Origin of the sequence: Haloferax sulfurifontis, from assembly GCF_014635105.1 — an archaeon.
Lineage (GTDB): Archaea > Halobacteriota > Halobacteria > Halobacteriales > Haloferacaceae > Haloferax > Haloferax denitrificans.
The window spans coordinates 469,126-490,379 of record NZ_BMCI01000001.1; the positions used below are offsets into that span (position 1 = coordinate 469,126).

Annotated in this window: 17 protein-coding genes and 2 tRNA genes; 5 read left to right on the forward strand and 14 right to left on the reverse strand. The window is 66.5% G+C overall.

The window, feature by feature from the left end; translation table 11 throughout:
* Nucleotides 1–82: 82 nt before the first annotated feature.
* From trpG to trpD, 4 genes are read right to left on the reverse strand one after another with little or no spacing between them, the layout of a single operon-like run.
* Complete coding sequence (gene trpG, locus IEV64_RS02575) at nt 83–697, reverse strand: anthranilate synthase component II (protein WP_007274594.1); 615 nt, start codon at nt 695–697, stop codon at nt 83–85.
* Nucleotides 694–2,268 carry an anthranilate synthase component I gene (gene trpE, locus IEV64_RS02580; protein ID WP_188423061.1) on the reverse strand — a complete coding sequence of 525 codons (1,575 nt, stop codon included), beginning with the start codon at nt 2,266–2,268 and terminating at the stop codon, nt 694–696. The genes trpG and trpE overlap by 4 nt, the downstream gene beginning before the upstream one ends.
* The gene (trpF, locus tag IEV64_RS02585; protein ID WP_188423062.1) at nt 2,265–2,930 is read right to left on the reverse strand and encodes a phosphoribosylanthranilate isomerase; all 666 of its coding nucleotides are present in this window, start codon (nt 2,928–2,930) and stop codon (nt 2,265–2,267) included. The genes trpE and trpF overlap by 4 nt, the downstream gene beginning before the upstream one ends.
* A 1-nt stretch (nt 2,931) precedes the next feature.
* A complete protein-coding gene (gene trpD, locus IEV64_RS02590) occupies nt 2,932–3,927 on the reverse strand; it encodes an anthranilate phosphoribosyltransferase (protein ID WP_188423063.1) in 996 nt (331 codons plus the stop codon).
* 240 nt (nt 3,928–4,167) lie between these two features.
* Between trpD and IEV64_RS02595 the strand changes: the two genes are divergently transcribed.
* Nucleotides 4,168–4,242, forward strand: a tRNA-Val gene (locus tag IEV64_RS02595).
* Nucleotides 4,243–4,287: 45 nt separating this feature from the next.
* Nucleotides 4,288–4,362, forward strand: a tRNA-Val gene (locus IEV64_RS02600).
* Between the two features lie 852 nt (nt 4,363–5,214).
* Here the strand turns inward: IEV64_RS02600 and IEV64_RS02605 are convergent.
* From IEV64_RS02605 to IEV64_RS02615, 3 genes are all read right to left on the reverse strand, one after another.
* Nucleotides 5,215–5,541: a hypothetical protein gene (locus IEV64_RS02605; RefSeq protein ID WP_188423064.1), complete on the reverse strand. Its 327-nt coding sequence runs from the start codon at nt 5,539–5,541 to the stop codon at nt 5,215–5,217.
* A 305-nt stretch (nt 5,542–5,846) separates the two neighbouring features.
* On the reverse strand, nt 5,847–6,035 hold the full coding sequence (locus IEV64_RS02610; protein ID WP_188423065.1) for a DUF7511 domain-containing protein: 189 nt from the start codon (nt 6,033–6,035) through the stop codon (nt 5,847–5,849).
* Nucleotides 6,035–6,184, reverse strand: coding sequence for a zinc finger domain-containing protein (locus tag IEV64_RS02615; protein ID WP_188423066.1), 150 nt, complete (start codon nt 6,182–6,184; stop codon nt 6,035–6,037). The genes IEV64_RS02610 and IEV64_RS02615 overlap by 1 nt, the downstream gene beginning before the upstream one ends.
* A gap of 500 nt (nt 6,185–6,684) precedes the next feature.
* Between IEV64_RS02615 and IEV64_RS02620 the strand changes: the two genes are divergently transcribed.
* Nucleotides 6,685–8,238, forward strand: a complete 1,554-nt coding sequence (locus IEV64_RS02620) for a DUF7282 domain-containing protein (protein WP_188423067.1) — start codon at nt 6,685–6,687, stop codon at nt 8,236–8,238.
* Between the two features lie 90 nt (nt 8,239–8,328).
* Here the strand turns inward: IEV64_RS02620 and IEV64_RS02625 are convergent, their stop codons facing one another.
* From IEV64_RS02625 to IEV64_RS02650, 6 genes are all read right to left on the reverse strand, one after another.
* Nucleotides 8,329–8,700 (reverse strand): DUF7980 family protein, encoded by a 372-nt coding sequence (locus tag IEV64_RS02625; RefSeq protein WP_004969715.1) that lies wholly within the window; start codon nt 8,698–8,700, stop codon nt 8,329–8,331.
* Between the two features lie 78 nt (nt 8,701–8,778).
* Nucleotides 8,779–9,483: a haloacid dehalogenase type II gene (locus tag IEV64_RS02630; protein ID WP_188423068.1), complete on the reverse strand. Its 705-nt coding sequence runs from the start codon at nt 9,481–9,483 to the stop codon at nt 8,779–8,781.
* 116 nt (nt 9,484–9,599) lie between these two features.
* On the reverse strand, nt 9,600–11,327 hold the full coding sequence (locus IEV64_RS02635) for an Ig-like domain-containing protein (RefSeq protein ID WP_188423069.1): 1,728 nt from the start codon (nt 11,325–11,327) through the stop codon (nt 9,600–9,602).
* 3 nt (nt 11,328–11,330) lie between these two features.
* Nucleotides 11,331–13,508 carry a hypothetical protein gene (locus IEV64_RS02640; RefSeq protein ID WP_188423070.1) on the reverse strand — a complete coding sequence of 726 codons (2,178 nt, stop codon included), beginning with the start codon at nt 13,506–13,508 and terminating at the stop codon, nt 11,331–11,333.
* Nucleotides 13,509–13,512: 4 nt separating this feature from the next.
* Complete coding sequence (locus tag IEV64_RS02645; RefSeq protein ID WP_188423071.1) at nt 13,513–15,639, reverse strand: type II secretion system F family protein; 2,127 nt, start codon at nt 15,637–15,639, stop codon at nt 13,513–13,515.
* Nucleotides 15,629–17,860 (reverse strand): type II/IV secretion system ATPase subunit, encoded by a 2,232-nt coding sequence (locus IEV64_RS02650; RefSeq protein ID WP_188423072.1) that lies wholly within the window; start codon nt 17,858–17,860, stop codon nt 15,629–15,631. Before IEV64_RS02650 ends, IEV64_RS02645 begins: the two co-directional genes overlap by 11 nt.
* 390 nt (nt 17,861–18,250) lie before the next feature.
* On the opposite strand from IEV64_RS02650, the gene IEV64_RS02655 reads away from it, so the two are divergent.
* Nucleotides 18,251–19,393, forward strand: coding sequence for a CBS domain-containing protein (locus tag IEV64_RS02655; RefSeq protein ID WP_007274535.1), 1,143 nt, complete (start codon nt 18,251–18,253; stop codon nt 19,391–19,393).
* Between the two features lie 101 nt (nt 19,394–19,494).
* Here IEV64_RS02655 and radB read toward each other — a convergent pair whose 3' ends face one another.
* Nucleotides 19,495–20,184 carry a DNA repair and recombination protein RadB gene (radB, locus tag IEV64_RS02660; RefSeq protein WP_007274534.1) on the reverse strand — a complete coding sequence of 230 codons (690 nt, stop codon included), beginning with the start codon at nt 20,182–20,184 and terminating at the stop codon, nt 19,495–19,497.
* A 162-nt stretch (nt 20,185–20,346) separates the two neighbouring features.
* Here radB and IEV64_RS02665 point away from each other — a divergent pair, with 162 nt between their 5' ends.
* Entirely contained in the window at nt 20,347–21,093 is a 747-nt protein-coding gene (locus IEV64_RS02665; protein WP_007274533.1) for a hypothetical protein, read from the forward strand.
* Nucleotides 21,094–21,254: the final 161 nt, after the last annotated feature.

A 21,254-nucleotide genomic window follows, 5' to 3' on the forward strand; every position in this document is an offset into this window, starting at 1 on the left:
GACCACGCGAAGGCCGCGGAGAAGCCGCGGTCGCGGTCGAACCGACGTGCCGACGTACTGACGTGGCTGACGCGCCCTCGATTCAGGCCACGTCGAAGCCGGCGACCGACGCGAGGAAGTTTCTGACGACGCCGTGTCCGGACCCCGTGAGCACGCTCTCGGGGTGGAACTGGACGCATTCGATGGGGTACTCGCGGTGGCGGACGCCCATCACGAGCGCCTCGCCGTCGTGGTCGGTCGTCGCCGAGACGTCGAAGCAGTCGGGGACCTCCGTGGCGACGAGCGAGTGGTAGCGCCCGGCCGGGAAGCCGTCTTCGAGGCCGGCGAAGACGCCCTCACCGTCGTGGTCGACCGGGAACGCCTTGCCGTGAATCGGCTCCGGCGCGTGGCCGATGGTGCCGCCGTAGGCGTACACGGCGGCTTCGAGGCCGAGGCAGACGCCGAGAGTCGGAATCTCGGGCGACAGCTCCGTGAGCACGTCGTTGGTCACGCCCACGTCGCGGTCGTTCTTCGGGTGGCCCGGTCCCGGCGAGACGACGATTGCGTCGGGGTCGAGGTCGCGTATCTCGTCGAGCGAGGCGGTGTTCTTCCGCACTTCGATGTCGAGCGGTTCGCCCTCGACGGTCTGTTCTGAGAAGTACTCCACGAGGTTGTACGTGAACGAATCGAAGTTGTCGACGACGACGAGTCGAATCATTGCGACGCCTCCTCGGTCCCGTACTCGATGCGGCGGACGGCGTCGAGCACCCCGCCCATCTTCTGTTCTGTCTCCTCGTACTCCGCGGTCGGGTCGGAGTCGGCGACGATGCCGGCCCCCGCACGGACGGTGATGACGTCTTCCGAGCCGCCGGAGTCGACTGTCGCGGTCCGGATGACGATTGCCATGTCGGCGTCGCCGGTCCACGAGTAGTAGCCGACGCCGCCGCCGTAGACGCCGCGGGGCTCGTCTTCGAGGTCGTCGATAATCTCCATCGCGCGGACCTTCGGCGCGCCCGTGAGCGTCCCCGCGGGGAACGTCGCGCGGGTGGCGTCGAAGGCGTCCGAGTCGGGGTCGAGCGTCCCCGAGACGGTCGATTCGATGTGCTGGACGTGGCTGTATTTGATGATGCTCATGAAGTCCTCGACGCGGACGCTCCCGGGGGTCGAGACCCGGCGCACGTCGTTGCGGCCGAGGTCGACGAGCATCGTGTGCTCGGCGCGCTCTTTCGCGTCCGCGAGGAGTTCGCCGGCGAGGCGGCGGTCTTCGACCGGGCCGGAGCCGCGCTGGCACGTCCCCGCGATGGGGTTGACGACGACGCGGTCGCCCCGAACGGAGACGAGTGTCTCGGGGCTCGCGCCGACGACGCGCCGGTCGCCGTGCCGGAGTAAGTACATGTACGGCGAGGGGTTCACCTCGCGCAGGGAGGCGTACAGACCGACCGGGTCCACCTGTCCGCGGAGTTTTCGGGTGCGCGAGATGACGCCCTGATAGATGTCGCCGTCGCGGACGTGTTCTTTCGTCTTCCTGACCGCGGCCTCGTAGTCCTCGCGGGAGCCGGCGTCCTCGCCGGTCCGCTCGAAGCCGCCGGGCGAGGGGTCGGCCGCCGCCCGGAGCTTCTCGACGACGCGCTCGGCCTCGGCGACGACGCCGTCGTACACCTCGCCGGGGTCGTCGTCGGGCGAGACGACGGGGGTACAGACGAGGCGGACGGCGTCCTCGCGGTGGTCGAACGAGAGGGTGCGCGTCGTGAGGACGAACTCGGCGTCCGGGTCGTCGGTGTCGGGGCGGTCGCGGCCGACCTCGTCGAGCCAGAGGTCGTAGACGGCCTCGTAGGCGAGGAAGCCGACCAGCCCGCCGGTGAGCGTCTGCCGGTCCGTCTCGGGGAAGTTGACGCGCGGGAGATCCGGGAGCGCGCCGCGCAGGGAGTCGAGCACGTCGCCGTCGCCCGCGCCGACGAACGCCGCGGCGGGGCCGCCGAGGTCGGTCACGTCGACGCCGTCGGGGCCGACCGTCACGACCGCTTCCGGGTCGTAGCCGACGAACGAAAAGCGCGCGTGGGAGTCCGCGGCCGTCGCGGGCGCGGAGAACGCGCCCTGCGGGTTGCTGGAGGAGACCTTCTCGGCGCTCTCCAAGAGGAAGCCGTAGTCGCTCCGGTCGGCGAGCGTCGTGTACGCGGCCAGCGGGTCCACGGACACGTCGAGGTCGGAAACGAGGTGCGTCACGACCTGTTCGTCCGCGTCGCCGACGAGGTCGACGAACGCCTCGCGGTCGGTGTCGGGGGCCGTCACGCGACGACCTCCTCGTGGTCGCCGGACGCTCCGCGGGCCGCTTTCGCCGCGGCGACGAAGGCGCGGACCGCGTCGTGGTCCTTGACGCCGCCGGACGACTCGACGCCGCTCGCGACGTCGACGCCGTAGGGTTCGACCGTGCGAACCGCCTCGGCGACGTTGTCGGGCGTCAGCCCTCCCGCGAGCACCACGGGGACATCGACCGCGTCGACGAGTTCGCGCGAGGCGTCCCAGTCGTGGGTCTCGCCGGTGCCGCCCGCGCCCGAGGCGGAGGGCGTGTCGACGAGGACGGCGTCGACGACGGGCGCGACAGCGCGTGCGCGGTCGAGGTCGGTCGCGTCGACGACGGGGACGACGCGGACGCCGGTCGCGCGGAGCGAGTCGAGGTCGTCGGCCGCGAAGTCGCCGTGGAGTTGGAGCACGTCGGGGCCGACTTCGCGCGCGAGGTCGCGGGCGTGGTCGATGGAGTCGGGCATGGTCACGAGGACGGTCGTGAGGAACGGCGGCGCGGCGGCGAACAGTTCGCGGGCGCGCTCGCGAGGAATCTCGCGGGGCGTGTCCACGGGCACGTCGCAGATGGCGCCGACCGCGTCGGCACCGGCCGCCTCGACGGCGGCGAGGTCGGCCTCGTTGGTGACGCCGCACACTTTGACGCGGGTCATCTCACGCCTCCCGGAGCGCGTCGAGTTTGGCTTTCGCGGCGCCGGACTCGATGGCGTCGCGGGCGACTTCGACGCCCTCCTCCAGCGAGTCCGCGAGGTCGGCGACGTAGACGGCCGCGCCGGCGTTGGCGAGGATGAGGTCGCGCTTCGGCCCGGTCACGTCGCCGGTGAGGATGCCTTCGAGGTCGTCGGCGTTCTCCTGCGGCGTGCCGCCGGCGACCGCCTCGATAGGGGCCTGTTCGAGGTCGAGGTCGGCGGGCGTGAGGGTGTACTCGGTGATTTCGTCGCCGTCGATTTCGGCCACCGTCGTCGCGTCGTGGAGCGCGATTTCGTCCATGCCGGAGCCGTGGACGACGAGGGCGCGCTCGACGGGCATGTGCGACAGCGACTCGGCGATGAGCGGGACGAGGTCGGCGTCGTAGACGCCGAGAACCTGCGCGTCGGCCCCGGCGGGGTTCGTCAGCGGCCCGAGGACGTTGAAGATGGTCCGCATGCCGAGTTCCTTCCGCGGGCCGATGACGGCCTTCATCGCGGGGTGGAACACGGGCGCGAGCATGAAGCCGACGCCGTTGTCCTCGATACAGGCTTCGACGGACTCGGGGTCGGCCTCGACGTTCACGCCGGCGACCTCCAGCACGTCGGCGCTCCCAGAAGACGAAGAGACGGAGTAGTTGCCGTGCTTGGCCACCGCCGCGCCCGCGCCGGCCGCGACGAGCGCGCTCGTGGTCGAGACGTTGATGGTGTTGTAGTCGTCGCCGCCGGTGCCGCAGGTGTCGACGAGCGGGCCGCGGTCGGGTTCGATGGTCAGGGCGGCGTCGCGCATCCCCTGCGCGAACCCCGCGATTTCGGCCTCGGTCTCGCCTTTCGACCGGAGCGCGGCGAGGAGCGCGCCGATTTGCGCCTCGGTCGCGTCCTCGAAGACCGCCCGCGCGGCGTCGCGCGCCTCCTCGATAGTCAGGTCCGCACCGCCGGTCACACGTTCGATATAATCCTGCATTGGTAATCACCGATGTACTTCTTCGGGTTATGATGTACAAATTCGTACATCGGCTTAAGCGTGTCGGGCTGGCGAAAATCGCCGCCATCGGGCGGTCGCCGCTCGGGGCGAATCGACCGCGACGGACGGCGGGACCGCGCTGTGGCCCGAATCGCCGCACGTAGTCCGATTCGAAAGCTTAAATTGTAACCCCGGACAACGGAGAGATGCGTCCGAACGGGCGCGGGAAGCTCCGTAACCGGGTTGGTGGTCTAGTCTGGTTATGACACCTCCTTGACATGGAGGAGGCCGGCAGTTCAAATCTGCCCCAACCCACTCCTCTTCCCGCGTTTCGGCGTTCGGCGATGTTCGCAACACACCGGGTTGGTGGTCTAGTCTGGTTATGACACCTCCTTGACATGGAGGAGGCCGGCAGTTCAAATCTGCCCCAACCCATTTTCTGATTCCTCGCAACGACGAGCGACAGCGGGGAGTCCGTGGAATCGAAAGTGGTGACGGCGGATTCGAACCGCGGTCGCTCACGCCGTTCGCTCCCTGCTTCGAATCCGCCGTAAGCCATCCACTCAATTCCTTCGTGGAGAGTAGTTAACCACTAGACGGCATCGTGTTGTTCCCCCTTCTACGAGTCGTAAGGTTGGGGTCAGTCCTATCCAAACCACGGACGTGACCGACTTCATTTCGGAGTAATAGGACAAATAACTAGCGTCTTTTTCCATATTCTCTAGCTGATTCTGAATTCTGCGGACGACGGCTGTAGAGACAATATAGTGTAACTGCTTGATTCTGTACCGACCTTACTGAAGTATCCGTTCAGTGAGGTTGCCGAATACCGATAAGGTGAACAAGAATACTACTACAAGATAGATCAATAGTGATACAAATCCGATTATAAGGTGCGTTATCTCCGCTTTCCCAAACGAATTAACCAATAGCGCAGTAGATGTGCCACCAATCACAAGTATACCTCCAGTTGCCGGTATATTCCACCCATCAGAATTCGCTACCGGCCATCCAACTGCGAATACTATTGATACCCAGTACAATAGTGTCGGTATCCAAGACATATAGCTGTTAAAAATATTATTTCCCGATAAATCGATCACCCAAATTTTGCGTCTGCTTCTCCCCCAGTCGTTGAGGGTGCAAGAGATAGACCCACGGCACCGCCAGCGATTAGCCCTATTATAGCCAATATTATGGGTATTAAATCGATTGAGATTCCAATTAAAAGTAAGACTAACGCCCCTGCGATTGCCCCACCCGCTGTCCAGATGAGGTTATCTTGCCTCATTGTATGAATTGCATCATGTTCTGGTACACGGTCTTCGTATCTTCAGCTCCTCCTTTGAGGTCTATAGCTCTGTTATTTGACATTTCTAATCGGAGAACCCCCTTTTTCCTAACAGTTCCCCGTTCTTCGAAGTCCGTTTTTTCGATGTTCTCAAGATTCCAGCTCTGAACGTCGTCTTTGCTTCTAACCAGACCACGTTCCATGTATAATATAAACCGGTCATTGGTGACGTAGACGTGGTACTCGTCACCGCCGTATTTGAACGTCTCATCAGTACTGAACTGTACTTCCTCGCTCGGCATGATATGGTCTGACAAGGCCATACATGACAGAAATTCATCCAGTCCCACTTATAAGTTAGGGTGGTTGCAGACAGATCAGTAGTGATGGAACCCGTCTGTATTCGAGAATTTGTCTGTGGGAGAGTTGTCCAAAAGGTTTTGCAGATGCATCAATCTCCCCTGCATCCTGCTCAAGACCCTCAACCTCTTGTTCTATCGCGTCTGTCGGTGCGCTCATCAACCACAAACCAGAGGTGGATCAGAGAGAGGTTAGCATCGACTGACAGATCAAATCCTGAATCTCATGGTGATAATCGAACAAACCACGAAAAACAGAATTCGACCCTCTACGCGATATCGTCCAGCGAGACGGCGCTCCCGCGGTCGACCGTAATCCACGAGGTGGTCAACTCCTCCGACTTCGGGGAGAAGACCGTCAGTTCGGTCGGGTTATCCGGGTCGTCGTAGATGCATTCGAGGTCGAACACGGGTGCGTCCGCCAGTTCGCCGGAACTGTGGGGTGCGGCCGTACTCATCAGATGGAGACGTCCGTCTTGCAACTCGCACACAGCGCGTCGCCGACCGCCTCCGTCGGGACCGTGGTCCCGCATCGAGGGCACCGAGAACGGGTGCGCGAGTACTCCGTGTACGGTGCAATCCGCGAATTCTCGTTGGATTCGCTCATACACGACCAAATACGACACGGGTACAAGAAGTTTTGGATATTGTGAGTGTGATTCCTCATATTCGGGCCCGAATGTCACGCCAATACCGATTGTGATTCGCACTACTCAACGTCAGGAGCTAATCGATACCCGAGTGGGAAGTCTGGAATGGGGGTTCGGGGCGGTTCCCGAGACCGTCGCCGACGGGACACCGTCCCGGTTTCGAAACGCTCAGTCGCTCCCGTCACTCAAACTGTCAAGACGTTCGAATAAACGAGAGACTACCCCGTTAGCTTCGGCGACTTACTCGCTTTTCTGACAGTTAAGGAATAGCGTCTCGCGTGAAATGTCGTGTGTCGTGAACTGTTGCGAGAAAATCGGTCAAGAGGCCACCAGTATCGGAATCAGAGACAGAATAACCGTCTACACCGTCAGGTAAACTGACAGCCCGCGCGCGAAACTATTGAAACTATCTCGTCACCTTTTGCCGGCGGCGTCGGTAGATTGTCATTGCAGACACATGAGTACACGAACACGTATCGCCGGCGTCCTCGTCGTCGTCGCTCTCGTCGCGGCGGCGGCGACGGGGACCGGACTGGCGGCGGTCGACACACAGCAGGCACAGGTAGAACAACCGACCCAGACACAGACACAAACGCAGACGCAGACACAGACGCAGTACTGTACGTATCCGAGCAACGGGACCTACGAATCGTTCGGGGTGAGCAACCTCTCCGCGCCGTCCGACGTCGAACCCGGCGAGGAGGTGACGGTGTCGGCGGACATCACCAACCCGAACGACGTGCCGATGATTCAGTGCGTCGAGTTCCGACTCGAAGGCGACGTGGTCGTCCGAACCGGCTGGGCGCTGAACCCGAACGAGACGGAGACCATCGCGTTCGACGTCAACACGACGGGTCTCGAAGACGGGACGTACATCCACGGTATCGAGACGCGCGACTTCGGCGAGCTGACGACGCTCACCGTGGGCGAACAGCCCGAACCCGAGGAGCCGAACGCGACGCTCCAGTTCGACGACCAGGAGTCCGACGGCAGTAACGTGACCGTCGCGAGCGCGAACCTCTCCGAAGGTGGCTACATCGCCATCCTCGACGAGAACGGCTCGGTCATCGGCGCGACCGACTACCTCGAACCCGGTGACCAGGAGAACGTCACCGTGCCGCTCCTCGAACCGCTGAACGAGAGCGCCAACCTGACCGCGCAGGCGCATCTCGACACCAACGACAACCAGACGCTCGACTTCCTCACGTCTAACGGAACCGAAGACGGTCCGTACACGATGAACGGCACGCCCGTCACCGACGACGCGGTCGTGACAGTCGCCGAGGAGCCGACGAACGGAACCGACGAGCCGAACGCGACGCTCCAGTTCGACGACCAGGAGTCCGACGGGAGTAACGTGACTGTCGCGAGCGCGAACCTCTCCGAGGGCGGCTACATCGCCATCCTCGACGAGAACGGTTCAGTCGTCGGCGCGACCGACTACCTCGAATCCGGTCCGCAGGAGAACGTCACCGTGCCGCTTCTCGAACCGCTGAACGAGAACGAGAGCGTGAACCTCACGGCGCAGGCGCACCTCGACACCAACGACAACCAGACGCTCGACTTCCTCACCTCCAACGGGACTGAGGACGGTCCGTACACGGTGAACGGGACGCCCGTCACCGACGACGCAGTCGTGACTGTCGGTGAGGAACCGACGACGGAGGAACCGACTACTGACGAACCGGAGACAACGACGACCGACGAGCCAGAGACCACGACTACTGACGAACCAGAGACCACGACCGACGAACCGGAGACCACGACTACTGACGAACCAGAGACCACGACCGACGAACCGGAGACCACGACTACTGACGAACCAGAGACCACGACCGACGAACCGGAGACCACGACTACTGACGAACCGGAGACCACGACCGACGAACCGGAGACAACGACCACTGACGACGAGACAACGACCACTGACGACGAAACGACTACTGACGAACCGATGAGTGAGACTCCGCCACCGACGGAGACGCCCATCCACAACGAAACGGAGAACTGAACCGCCGACTACCGGCCGACTCGGACCCACCACCGGGTCGGCTCGGAGCTATTTTTGACGGCGAGCGCCGGCCCGACCGGCCGACCGAACTCAGCGACCGAGCGCCGCGAGCAGGCCGTCGGGAACGCTGAGGAAGCCGAACCATATCAAAAGCACCACGAGCGCGGTGTACCCGATGGAGATGGCGAAGTCCTTGGCGAATCGCCGGCGGGTGTACGGGTGTGATTCGGCCGATACCGCGTCGACCGCGCCCTTGTGGAGCAACACGAACCCGACCACGTTCGTCAGCCAGTAGCCCGCGACGACCCCCGGGAGAAACCAGCTTCGGGAGATGAGGCTCACCGCGACGCCGAACGCGTAGGCCAGCGGGAGGTTGACCACGAGGTCGTTCCACCACGAAAGCGGAGACAGAATGAACCCGATGGCGGCCAGAATCCCGCCTTTCACGCGCCGCCGTTCCATCCCACTAGATGGACGGCCAGTAACATCAGTATTGTGAGCAGATAACATACCGCGTGCTGGGAATCATGCCGGGGCGCGTCAGTCCGTCGTCTCGCGTCCGTCGCCGACGAGCGTGTCAACGAGCGTCGTGAGGTCGGGGACGGTGAGGTCGGGTTCCGGCCCGAACGGTTCCCACGGCGAGTCCTTGCGGTCGACCCAGACGCCCTGCATTCCGGCGTGTTGCGCCCCCATCACGTCGAACCAGCCGGCGGTCGAGTGGGCGATTTCGTCGATGGGCGTCCCGGTTCGGGCGGCCGCGTGGCGGTAGAGCTCCGCGTCGGGTTTGAACACCCCGACCTCGTCGGCGCTGACGACGCCGTCGAGGAGGTCGCGGATGTCGGCGTGGTCGACCATCGAATCGAGCATCTCGGGGTTCCCGTTGGAGACGACGTAGCAGTCGTAGCCGGCGTCGCGGAGGCGGCCGACCGCGTCGCGCACGTCGTCGAACACGTCGAGTTCGTGATAGACCGAGAGGATCTCGTCGCGCTCGCTCGCCGGGACCGACACGTCGTGGGCGTCCAGCGCGTACTGGAGCGCCGCGCGGTTGACCTCGTAGAAGGGCTCGTACTCGTCGATTTGGTTGCCGACGAACGTGTATTCGAGCGACCGCGACCGCCACAGCTTCGAGACGGGTTCGGGGTCGGCGACGCGCTCGGCGAGCGCCTTCTCGGCGGCGTCGACGTCGACGAGGGTGCTGTACGAGTCGAACGTGACCGTCGAGACGCGGTCGGGGTCGAACGACATACGCGGCCCTACGGCGGCGCGGGTGTTAACGATACGGCGGTCGCGCGGACGCGACGGGAAAAAGACCGAAAGAATGGGTCGGCGCTCCTGACGAGCGCGGCGGCGGGTCGGCGTCCTCAGCGCTCACCCCCGTCTTCCCAGAGGGTCACGAGGATGACCACGTCCTGCATGTCGAAGGCCGGACTGTCCGTGTCGGTCGTTCCGAGTTCGAACAGGAAGATGGCCTGGTTGTCGGCGAGGTCCATGGTGCGCCCGTCGTCGCTGATGTAGGGGGCGACGAACTCGGCGGCGTCGTCCTGTCCGTTGTAGCCCCGTATCCTCGGGACCCGGTCGCCGTCGCGGAGGACTGCGACCTGTCGGTGGTCGACCGACGAGTCGGCCGTGACGTAGCCGTCGGTGGCGGCGACGATGGAGAGCGTGTCACCGGAGTCGCCAGTCACGCTGAACGAGTGGGACCGGCGGTCGTTCACGTTGTCCCAGTCCGCGGAGTGGTGCGACTCGCCGTCGACGACGAAGGTGACGGAGACGGGGACATCGTGCCACCCGTCCGAGATGGCGCTCCCGAGCAGTTTGAACTCCCCCGTGAAGTCGTCCGACGGGACGACCTCGCCGTCGTCGATGCTGAAGTCGTCTTCGGGCTCCGGCGTCGACGGGGTGGTGTTTCTGACCTCGTAGGTCTCGCCCGTCCCGCGGACTTCCAGCGGGAGGGTGACCGTCGCGCCGGGGCCGGACGCCCCGTCGAGGGTGACGGTGACCGAGTCGTGTTCGATATCGGTCACGTCGTCGGGCGCGGTGTACGTGAAGCTCGCGCGGCCGGACTCGTCGGTGACGGCGGTCGCCCCGGCGGTCGGGGCGACGGTGCCGCCGAGCGGGGTCGACGGGCTGACGGTCAGCGTCGCGCCCGCGGCGGGCGCGCCGTAGCGGTCGAACGCGCGGACAGTGAGCGTCTCGCGGCCGCCCGAGGGGACCGCGGCGTCCTCGCCTTCGACCGCGATGGCGTAGGCGGCGGGGTCGGGTTCGACGGCCTCGCCGACGCCGAGGCGGGCGACGCGGAAGTCGTAGCGGACGCCCGCGTCGAGTTCGATAGTGACGACCGCGTGGTCGCCGCTGGCGACGTGGGAGACGACCCGCGCGTGGGGTTCCTCGGCCATGAGGTCGACCCACGCGTCCTCCGAGAGGTAGGTCGGCACCGAGATGCGAACCGGGTCGGTGGCGTTGTACACCGGGAGCGACTCCGAGCGCACGGAGATGGGCGCGAGCGCCACGGTGTCGCCGGCGGTCGTGTGGCCGTCGAGGTCGCCCTCGAAGAACACGAGCGTGACGGTCGTGCCGCGGACGAGCGACTGGCGGTGGACGACGGGGTTCCCGTCGGTTTCGAGGTACGAGACGCCGCTTTCGAGAACCATCCGCGCCTGGTCGCGCTCGGCGTAGTTGGCCTCGTAGACGATGGCACCGGTCTCGTAGGTGCGGGTCGTGCCGTCCCAGAACACCGCTTCGGGACCGACCGCGGAGACGCCCGTGACCGTCACGGCGTCCGCGCCGTCGACCCGGAAGGTCCCGGCGCTGTCGGGCGGCGAGACCACGAGGTACCGCTCGGGGTACGACACGTCCGAGTCGACCGCGACGCGACTGCCGGACTCGGCGCCGGAGGCGCGGAAGACCTGCGAGTCGAGCGACGCGAGGTCGGTCGAGACGCTGGCGCTGTGGTCGGCCTCGTCGCCGGCGGTCCAGACGGGCGTGCCCGCGAGTTGGACCACCGCGATGACCGACACGACCAGCCCGAACGCGAAGACCAACCCGAGGATTTCCGAGACGCCGCGGGAGTCGAGAGAGAGGCGAGACACGGCTCAGACCTCCTTCTCGGGCGCGTTCAGTTCGGGCGTGTCCTCGTTTTCGATAGAGGAGTCGGGCAGGTAGATGCGGACCGCCGCGGTGATGGTCACGTCGTCCTCGGCGGAGATGGCGGCCTCGCGGCCGCTGACCATCCCGCCGTCGGAGGTTATCACCACGTCCGTCTTGGTCGAGGCGATGTTCGCGCCGACGACGAAGACGTTGCCCTCGGCGTCGACGACGATATCGCCGTCGCCGAGCATGACCACGCCGTTGAGGTTGACCCCGCCGCGCGCGGAGACGACGTCGAGCGCGCCGTTGTCCTTGACCCCCGAGAGGCCGGCTCCGGCGAGGTCGACGCCGTCCGTGCCGTCGATGCGGATGTCGCCCTTCCCGCTGATGTCGGCGCTCCGGGCGCTGACGAAGCCGTCCGTCGAGACGATGCGGAGGCTGTTGCTGTCCTGTGCGACCGTCACCCCGGCGTTGTCGAGGTCGACGTCGCCGCCGGCCTCGATGGAGAGGCCGGCTTTGCTTCCCTGCGTGACCGACGCGCCCGAGAGGTCGATTTCGTCGCCCGCGGTCACGGTGATGTCCTTCCCCGACACCGAGGTGACGCTGACGCCGATCGCGGCCAGCGAGCCGCTTCCGGCGTCGACGTCGACCCGGCTGTTCGAGCCGGTGGCGACGACGTCGACGTGGAGCGAGACCCCGTCGCCCGCGAGGGTGATGTCGCGGTCGGAGACGATGGTCCCGGTGCTCGGCGGGACGACGAGCCGGTCGGTACCGGCGTCGTATTTCACGTCGCCGCCCGTGCCGGTGTCGTTGACGCGGTAGTCCGCGCCGTCGAACTCGCCGTTGCCGTCCACGTCGGCGTAGACGAAGCCGGGGTCGTCGACGGCGGCCACGAGCCCGCGGAGCGGGTCGGTGACGCCGCCCTCGCGGAGCTGTACGTCGAAGGTCACGCGGTCGACGGTCGCGCCCGCGGCGTCCTCGACGACCACGTCGAACTCGTCGTTGACGACGCCGTCGATGCTCCCGGTCGCGGTGTAGACGAACGTCGCGCGGCCGTCCGAATCGGTGACGGTCGAGACGGTGTCGGTGTCGCGCGCGACGACCCGCCCGCTTTCGGCGGTCAGGCCGGGACTGGCCTTGACGACCGCGTTGGGGACGGGGTTGTTCTGCGCGTCGCGGACCTCGACGACGGCGCGGTGGGTCGCGCCCGGCGGGACGACGGCGTTGTCGCCCTCGACGTCGACGATGTAGGCGGGCGCTTGGAGCGCGCCGGGGGTGTCGATGCCGACCCGCGAGAGACGCAGGTCGTAGGTCTTGCCGGGCGCGAGTTCGACCGTCAGCGTGTTGTAGTCGGTGCCGGTCGCGTAGGCGATAGAGCGGACGTTGGGTTCGTCGGCCAGCAGGTCGCGCCACGTGTCTTCGGAGAGCCGAGTGGGGACCGAGATGGTGATGGGCGTGCCCGCGTCGGTGACCGTGATGTAGTCGGTGCCGGCGCTCAGGGGGACGACGCCGAAGGTGGTCGCCTCGCTCGTCGCGGTGTCGATGTCGCCTTCGAGGAAGACGAGAGAGACCTTGGTGCCGTCGACGAGCGACTGGGTCGCGCCGACCTCGCTCCCCGCGTAGGCGGTGTACTGCGCGGTCCCCTCGTGGACGAGCGAGGGCTCGCTCTGGAGGTACCGGTAGTCGGGGCGGTAGACGAACTGCTGGGTGTCGAACGCGTGTTCGGAGCCGTCCCAGTAGGTGCCAGTCTCGCCGGTCGCGACCGCCCCGGAGATGCGGGCCGTCGCGGGGTCGGTCGTCCGGAGGCTTCCGGAGCCGGCGGCGGGCGAGACGAACAGCGCGCGGGTCGGGTAGTCGACGCCGGCGTCGAGGGTCGCGCGGGTCTGCCGGCCGTCGACGGCCTTCGCGACGCTCTCGTCGAACGCGGCGAAGTCGGTCTCGGCGGCCGTGAGGTGTTCGAACTCGGTCTGTTGGTTCCACGCGGGGACCGCCGAGACCTGCACCATCGCGACGAGCGAGACGACGAGCGCGAACGCGAGCATCGTGCCGAGGATGGCCGAGGCCCCGCGGCGGTCACCGCGGAGGTGCGAGCCGCGGCGGGCCGCGCCCGCGACGAGCCCGCGCAGTACGTGCCTGAGGGGCGAGTGTGTGTATTGGGTGTTGTTGGGAGTGTTGTGAGTCATGGCCTTACACCAGTGCGAAGGCGACGAGCGCCAGCGCGGACAGTCCGAGGGCGTACTTCAGCCCGCTGAGGGCGCTGTTGTCGGCGAGTTTGCCGGCGAGGAGCCCGCTTCCGACCGCCTGAATCAGCGCGGAGTGGAAGAACACCACGTGGAAGTTCGCCAGCGGGACGGAGCCGATACCGATGGGGAGCGCCTGCCCGTTCGACGCCGTCGTGGGCGCGGTCATCTCGGCGAGCGGGGCGAGGTAGCTCGCGCCGAGCATCAGGATGACGAACAGGTAGACGAAGTACCCGATGACGACGATGGCGATGTACGAGCCCATCGCGCGACGGCGGGACTTCTCCAGTTTGTAGCGGTTGCGGGTGTCTTCGGCGGCGACGCTGAGGACGCGCGAGAGGTCGCCGCTGGTGCGGCCGCCGCTGGCGATGAGCCGGATGACCCGCGAGAGTTGCGGGACGTTGAGCCGGGTGGCGAACGCCATGAGCGCCGCGTGGGCGTCGTGGTTCCAGCGGATGTCGTTGCGGAGCGCGCGGAGTTCGTCCGCGAGCGCGCCGTTCGACCAGCGGGAGACGAGCGCGAGCGACTCGACCAGCGAGATGCCCATCTGGTTGGCGCTCGACAGCAGGTTCAGCGTGTCGGGGAAGCGCCGTTCGAGGGTGCGCTCGCGGCGGGTCCGAAGCTCGTGGAACACCGTCAGCGGGACCGCCACGATGGCGAACGGGAGGACCACGAACCAGACCGTCGTGTTGTACGGGTCGGCGAGCATGGCGTCGAGGCTCGGCGTCGCGAGGCCGAGCGCGTAGACGGCGACGACCGACAGGAGCGCGACGGGCACCGTGAAGGCCGCCGAGAGGTACGGCTGGCGGCGCATGATGTCGAGCGGGTCGCCGATGAGCGTCCGAAGCTCGTACACCGCGTTTTCGAGGCGGTAGTCGTCGAGTCGCTCGTCGACGAAGCCGCCGTCGGAGGCGATTCCGTCGCTTCCCCAGCGGGCCTCGCGGGCGCGCTGGACCTCGCGGCGCATCGCGCCGAGGAAGTCGACCGCGACCGTCCGAATCTCTTCGAGGACGGTCACGTCGTGTTTCGTCCGGACCGTGTCCTGGGTGTACGGCGAGGAGAGCACGTCCACGAGGAGTAAGAACAGCCCCATCCCGAGCGGGAAGATGAGGTAGTTCAGCGCGTACAGCTGGACGAGCGTGTCGCCGCCGAGGAAGCTGATGACCATCAGGGTGACGATGAGCAAGAGCGGCGCGGCGACGAACGCGGCGACGAACACCTCCGAGAGCATCGACAGCGTCTCGATGAAGTCCTCCTGTTCGTCGCGGGCCTCTTCGAGGTAGGTCGCGGACTCGCGGTCGAGGAAGGCGGTCACGTCGCCGCCGGAGTCGAGGACCGACAGCAAGTCGTCGAGGAACTGCTCGAAGTTGATCGAGGGCGTCAGGTTCCGGGAGTTGCGGAGCGCCGTGAACAGGTCGTTACCGAACAGGTCCATGTCGCGGGCGATCATCTCGAACTCGCGGGACACCTCGCCGTAGTCGGGCGCGTCGGCGACCGAGCGGATGACTTCGAGGAAGCTCATCCCGCCGTGGCTGAGCGCGTACATGTAGACGATGGCGTGCGGGAGCAGGATGTCGATGCTCCGGCCGCGCATCTCGGCGCGGCTCTTGGGGAGGTAGTACCGGGCGTAGTAGGTCCCGGCGGCCGCTAACCCGCCGACGAGGCCGACGAGGGCCACGCCGAGGATGGGCACCTTGTAGGGGGAAAGCGGGGCGACGTATCGCGCCGCGATGCCGAGGCTAACGGGGCTCGACGCGTTGGCCAGCACGCCCGTGCGGGCGAGGACGAACGTGAGCGCGAGCCCGACGAGCGAGCCGAACGCCGCGGTGACGGCCGCCAGCTTAATCGACTGGGTGAGATACAGGTCGTAGGTCGTGCCCACGCGGGTCTGGTTCAGCCAGCGCTGGAGGTCGCGGTGGCCCGCCGGGTGGCGCTTGAAGTACGTGCGGACGTAGCCGTAGCGCTGGCGGAGTCGCTCGACCTCCTCGGGCGACTCGTCGAAGTGTTCGCGCGGGAAGTACTGCTCGACCTCGTAGTCGGGCAGGGGAACCGACGCCGACGAGTCAGCGGGCATCGTCGGCCTCCCGGTCGTCGTCGTCGGTCACGGATTCGGAGTCGTCGGTTTCGTCGGCGTCCGAGGCGTCCGAGGCGTCATCGGCCGGCGCGGGGCCGGCCTCCGCGACATCGTCGAACTCGACGGCGTCTGCGACGACAGCGGAATCGGCTTCCGCGTCGTCTGCGCCGGCATCAGCGTCGTCGCTTTCGGCGGCGGGCGCGGGTTCGGGGGCGGCCTCCGCCTTGGCGGCGTCGGGCGTTTCGTCGCCGTCAGCGTCGTCGTCTAACTCGATGTCGAACAGGTCAGCGAGGAGCCGCTCGGTCTCGGGCGAGACCTCGATTTCGTCGTCGTCGAGGTCGTCGGCCGGGGCGTCAGCCTCGTCGGCCGCGTCGTCGTCGTGTTCGTCGGCCTCGTCGTCGACGGAGACCAGCGAGGTCTCGGCGTAGACGTGCGCGAGGAGGCCCTCGCGGTCGCGCTCGAAGCGGCGAATCATCGCGGAGACCGTCAGGTAGTCGTCGACGCCCGAGGCGGCGATGTACCGGAGCACGTCGGCGCGGATGTCGAGTTCGTACTTGAGGTCGGCCTTCGTCCAGCCGCGCTCGGCGGCGATTTCGTCGAGGACGACGGAGTCGCCGACGCGCTCGTGGGCGTCGTTTTCGGGGTTGCGCTTGAACACGTCGCGGAGTTCGACCTCGCCGTCGTCGTCGACGCCGGCGATTTCGGTGACGGCGATGTTCCGGCGGGTCCGGTCGCCGTCGAGGTGAATCTGCTTTTGGACCGAGATGATGTCGAGGTCCGAGAGCATCTGGGCGGGCACGCCGAGGGGCTCGTTGCGCATGCGGTGGACCACGCCCTCCGAGGAGTCTGCGTGGAACGTCGTGTACGCGGTGTGGCCCGTGGCGATGGAGTGGAAGAACGTCAGGGCGACGCGCTCTTCTGTGCGAATCTCGCCGACCAGCAGGTACTCGGGGCGCTGTCGGAGCGCGGCCTGCAGGAGCGCGTACATCGACACCTCGCCGCGGCCGTCGGCAGTGAACGTGTCGCGGGTGACCGACTGAATCCAGTTGTCGTGCGGGAGGGTGATTTCGCGGGTGTCCTCGATGGAGACGACCTTCGCGTGGCCGGGGACGAAGAAGGACACCGCGTTCATCGAGGTGGTCTTCCCGGAGCCCGTGCCGCCCGCGAAGATGAGAGAGCGGTTGTTCTCGATGGCGAGCCAGAAGTACGCCATCTGCTCGACGCTGAAGGTGTTCCAGCGCACGAGGTCGACCGGCGACAGCGGCACGTCCGAGAACTTCCGGATGGTGAAGTTCGACCCGCGGGTGGCGATGTCAGAGCCGAGGGTCAACTGGACGCGAGAGCCGTCCGGGAGGCTCGCGTCCACGAGCGGGTCGGAGACGGTGACCTGCTTGCCCGCGCGTTGCGCGAGGCGGATGGTGAACGACGAGAGGTCGCCGTCGTCGAAGACGACGTTCGTCGGCACGTCCCGGTAGACGCTGTGGAAGACGTAGACGGGCACGTCGTCGCCGTCACAGGAGATGTCTTCGATGCCGGGGTCGCGCATCACGGGGTCGATGCGGCCGAAGTGGATGAAGTCCCGAAGCAGGAAGTAAAACAGCTTCCAGAGCGACCCCTCTTCGACCGTCGCGGCGTGTTCGGAGATTATCTCGCGGGCCTCCTCGTCGAAGACGTCCTCGCGGTCGCCGTCGGCGTCGAGGTCGCGGTACAGCAGGCTGTTGCGCAGAATCTTCGTCAGGTCCTCGCGCACGAAGTCCTCGAAGGGGTCGAGGCGCGGCTCGCTCACGTGGTACCGGTGTTCGCGCTTCTCGTGGTCGTACAGGATGGAGACGAACGCGAAGGGCTTGTTCACCCAGTAGTGTTCGACGGCCTCGACGCCGTCGAGGAACGCGAAGTCGAAGAACTTGTCTTCGATGAACGCCTCGGAGGGCGCGGGCGCGAACGCCGTCTCGTCGTCGATGGCGGCGAAGAACGCCTTCACCTCGCGGAGGACGGCCTCCCGGAGCGTCTCCGGGCGGTCTTCGTCCGTCTCGTCTTCGACGAGGTCGTCGGCGGGGCCGTACTCGATGCGGTCCGACGCGGGGACCGGAAGCTCACTCGCGCGGGCGGCCATCGCCTGCGGACCGGTCGTGGGGACCAGTTCGGCGGTGCCACCGTCTGCTCGGAACGATTCTTCGCCATCGCGGCGGTCAGTCTGGGAGTTCTTGTCAGGAGACGCCATTCTCTGGAAATACTGAACGGTAGGAACGGCTGTAAGTATGGAGCGACTAGATGTTCGAAATCGGCAGGTTAGGCCGGGACTACCGCCGAATACAGGGATATAACTGGGTCGCGTTCGGCGGGGGAGTTAGACCGGAACGCTCCCGAGATGACCCGGCGAGGGCTGACAACCGACTGAGAGTACTGCCCCTCGCGGCCGGCGTCCCCGGCCGACGCGTCGGCGAGAAACGGCGACATTCAGCGGAATTGGAGTGTTAACAATAGACATAGGCCGTCTGCCGGCGGAATTCGCCCCTTCAGCCCCGTCGTGGCCTTGCGATTTCGGTCCTTCCTAGCGGGTGGAAACGGGACGAACCTTCAAGAGACGAGGCGTTGTATGTAAGGATGTATTATGGATATTGCTGATATCGCCACTCCTGATTTCATCGAGGTCGACGTTGACGAGCGATTAGGCAAAGTCCGCTCCATCTTCGAGCGGGAAAACCCTAAGGGCATCATCGTTCAGGACGACGGCGAGTACGCGGGCGTCATCGGTGAGAAACAGCTCATCAACTCGCACGTCGAAGACAACACCAAAGCGGCCGCGCTGACGAAGGCCGTCCCCAAGATAGACCGTCACGAGAACGTGCGCGAGGTCGCGCGCATGCTCGTCGAGGGCGACACGAAGGTCGCGCCGGTCTACGAGGGCGAAAAACAGTACGGCATCATCACGCAGGACGCCATCCTCGAAGCCGTCCTCGACAACCTCGACGCGCTGACCGTCGAGCAGATTTACACCGACGACGTGGTCACCGTCGGCGAGCGCGACCACCTCGGGCAGGCCATCAACCGCCTCCGCGAACACGGCGTCTCGCGGTTGCCGGTCGTCAACGACGAGGGCCGCCTCGAAGGTATCCTGACCACCTACGACCTCGTCGAGTTCATGGTGCGCGACGAGGGTCGGCAGGGCAAACAGGACCGCCGCGGCGACACCGACCGGATGCTCGACCTCCCGGTCTACGACCTGATGACCAGCCCGGCGCGCACGGCGACGCCCGAAGAGAGCGTGCGCGACGCGGTCGCGCGCATGCTGGAACACAACATCGCCGGGCTGGTCGTCACGCCCGCCGACGACGACGGCGAGGTCCTCGGCGTGGTGACCAAGACCGACGTGCTCCGCGCGCTCACCTACACCGAAGAAGAGCAGATGGACGTGCAGGTCACGAACATCGGCCTCCTCGAAACGCTGAGCCGCGCCGACATCAACTCGGCTATCACCGAGGTCGCGGACAAGTACCAGCGGATGAGCGTGCTTCACGCTCACGTCCGCTTCCACGAGCACAAGGAGAAACTCCGCGGCACGCCGCTCATCCAGTGCCAGATTCGGCTCCGCACGAGCCACGGCCAACTGGCCGGAAGCGGCGAGGGCTACGGCGCCGAACACGCGTTCCACGTCGCCCTCGACAAGCTCGAACGCAACGTGCTCGAAGTCAAGGGCTTCGAGGCCGACGAGCGCTACCGCGGCCAGCTCCTCCGGAAGCTCAACGACCTGTAACGCAGTCGCCCGGGGCTCACCGGCGCGCCCGAGAGGAAACACGAACTGAAGACAGGAGCGGGATTCGACCGGGCCGTCAGCCCGGCCGCGTCGACCTTTTTCTACACGTCCGCCGCGGAGAGCCCGCGGTCCGTTATCTTGAACGTCGCCGTCTCCCCGGCGGGTTTCGCGCGGTGTTTCTCCAGCGTCGCCCGGCGGTTGCCGCCGCGGAAGCGGTCGAGGCGGACGACGGTGCCGGTCCAGTGTTCGAGGGTGTGGCCGCCGAGCGCGCGCGTCCGGTCGGTGTCGGGGTCGGCGTACACCTGGTTCGTCAGGACGACCGCGAGGTCGTGTTTGCGCGCGAGCGACAGCAGGTGCGTGACCTGCCGTGCCACCCGGCGAAGCGCCTCGCCGCCGTCGCCCTCGGCGGTCCGTTCCAGCCGGTAGAAGCCGGTCGCCGAATCGAGGACGATGAGGTCGGCGCTGGCGGCGAACTCCTCGGCGTCGCGGACGGCCTGTTCTTGGTCCTCGAAGTCGTACGCCTCGCTTATCATCAGCCGCGAGGTCACAGACTCCACGTCCTCGGGGGCGACCGCCTCCGCGAGTTGCTGGAAGCGGTCGACCGACAGGCCCTCGGTGTCGATGTAGACGACGGTGCCGCCCGCGGCGGCGACCCGGACCGCCGCCGAGAGCGCGACGTTCGTCTTGCCGGCCGCGGAGGGACCGTACACCTGCGTGACGGTGCCGCGTTCGAACCCGCCGTCGAGGAGGTCGTCGAGCGCGTCACAGCCGGTGGAGACTGACTCTGTCACGTCAGGTGGTGGGCGCCACCGGCCGAAAAAGACCCCGGTCGCCGCGGACGGCCTCGGACGCACTCGCGGTCGCGCGACCGCCCGCCGCCTCGACGCCGACCCGCGGCCGCCACGGCGACTCGCGCACGACGCTTTATTCGTCGCCGCCGCCAAGGGACCCCCGTGATAGTCGTCGCCACCGCCGATTTCGACCTCTACCACGAGGCCGTGTCCGAACTGCGGAGCCGAGGAGTCGCCTTTACGACCGTCGAGCCGGGCGACCCCCTGCCCGAACGGGCGGAGGTCCTCCTCACCGGCCCCGACGACGACCTCGGCGGCACGGGCTCCGACGGGAACGTGACCCGCGTGACCGCGACGGGCGACGACGTGCGCCGCGCCGTCGACGAGGCGCTCGCGAGCCTCCGCGGCGACGGCGGACAGACCGTCGTCGGCGTCGACCCCGGAACCAGACCGGGCGTCGCGGTCCTCTCCGGCGAGACGGTCGTCGCCGCGTTCCACGTCCCGCTTTCGGACGCCGTCGAGGTCATCCGAGAGGAGACCGACGACGCGGTCGACCCCGTGGTCCGCATCGGCGACGGCGCGCGCTTACAGGGCGCGAAGCTCATCAACGAACTCGACGGCGTCGCGGTCGAACTCGTCGACGAAACCGGGACGACGCCCTACCTCGGCACCGGAGCGCGCGGGATGGGCGACGTGCTCGCCGCGGTGAACATCGCTCGTCGGGACGGCGAGCGCATCGAGTCCCGCGAGATAGAACCGACCGAGGGCGAGCTCACGCGCATCAAGGCGCGCTCGCGGGAGGCGTCCGAGGACAACCGCACCATCGACGAGGCGCTCGCCCGGCGCGTCGCCGACGGCGAGCTGAGCATCGACGAGGCGCTGGACGAACACCGCTCGCGCGAGGAGTGAGTGTCGGCGGCGGCGGTTTCGACGCCGTTAACGGCCGCCTAACGTGGCGCTCCGCGACCGTCTGAGGGTGCCCGCGCTTCGAGTGGTCGGGCCGAAAAGAACGCTCGTAACGCGACTCTCGGTTTATGGGACGCGCCGTGCCCGAATCATACCTACGTTCC

Excerpts from the sequence above, each read along its gene's own strand:
- trpG (WP_007274594.1), bottom strand. The coding sequence starts at position 697 with ATGATTCGACTCGTCGTCGTCGACAACTTCGATTCGTTCACGTACAAC.
- trpF (WP_188423062.1), bottom strand. The coding sequence starts at position 2,930 with ATGACCCGCGTCAAAGTGTGCGGCGTCACCAACGAGGCCGACCTCGCC.
- trpD (WP_188423063.1), bottom strand. The coding sequence starts at position 3,927 with ATGCAGGATTATATCGAACGTGTGACCGGCGGTGCGGACCTGACTATC.
- IEV64_RS02605 (WP_188423064.1), bottom strand. The coding sequence starts at position 5,541 with ATGGCCTTGTCAGACCATATCATGCCGAGCGAGGAAGTACAGTTCAGT.
- IEV64_RS02610 (WP_188423065.1), bottom strand. The coding sequence starts at position 6,035 with ATGAGTACGGCCGCACCCCACAGTTCCGGCGAACTGGCGGACGCACCC.
- IEV64_RS02615 (WP_188423066.1), bottom strand. The coding sequence starts at position 6,184 with ATGAGCGAATCCAACGAGAATTCGCGGATTGCACCGTACACGGAGTAC.
- IEV64_RS02620 (WP_188423067.1), top strand. The coding sequence starts at position 6,685 with ATGAGTACACGAACACGTATCGCCGGCGTCCTCGTCGTCGTCGCTCTC.
- IEV64_RS02625 (WP_004969715.1), bottom strand. The coding sequence starts at position 8,700 with ATGGAACGGCGGCGCGTGAAAGGCGGGATTCTGGCCGCCATCGGGTTC.
- IEV64_RS02630 (WP_188423068.1), bottom strand. The coding sequence starts at position 9,483 with ATGTCGTTCGACCCCGACCGCGTCTCGACGGTCACGTTCGACTCGTAC.
- IEV64_RS02640 (WP_188423070.1), bottom strand. The coding sequence starts at position 13,508 with ATGACTCACAACACTCCCAACAACACCCAATACACACACTCGCCCCTC.
- IEV64_RS02645 (WP_188423071.1), bottom strand. The coding sequence starts at position 15,639 with ATGCCCGCTGACTCGTCGGCGTCGGTTCCCCTGCCCGACTACGAGGTC.
- IEV64_RS02650 (WP_188423072.1), bottom strand. The coding sequence starts at position 17,860 with ATGGCGTCTCCTGACAAGAACTCCCAGACTGACCGCCGCGATGGCGAA.
- IEV64_RS02655 (WP_007274535.1), top strand. The coding sequence starts at position 18,251 with ATGGATATTGCTGATATCGCCACTCCTGATTTCATCGAGGTCGACGTT.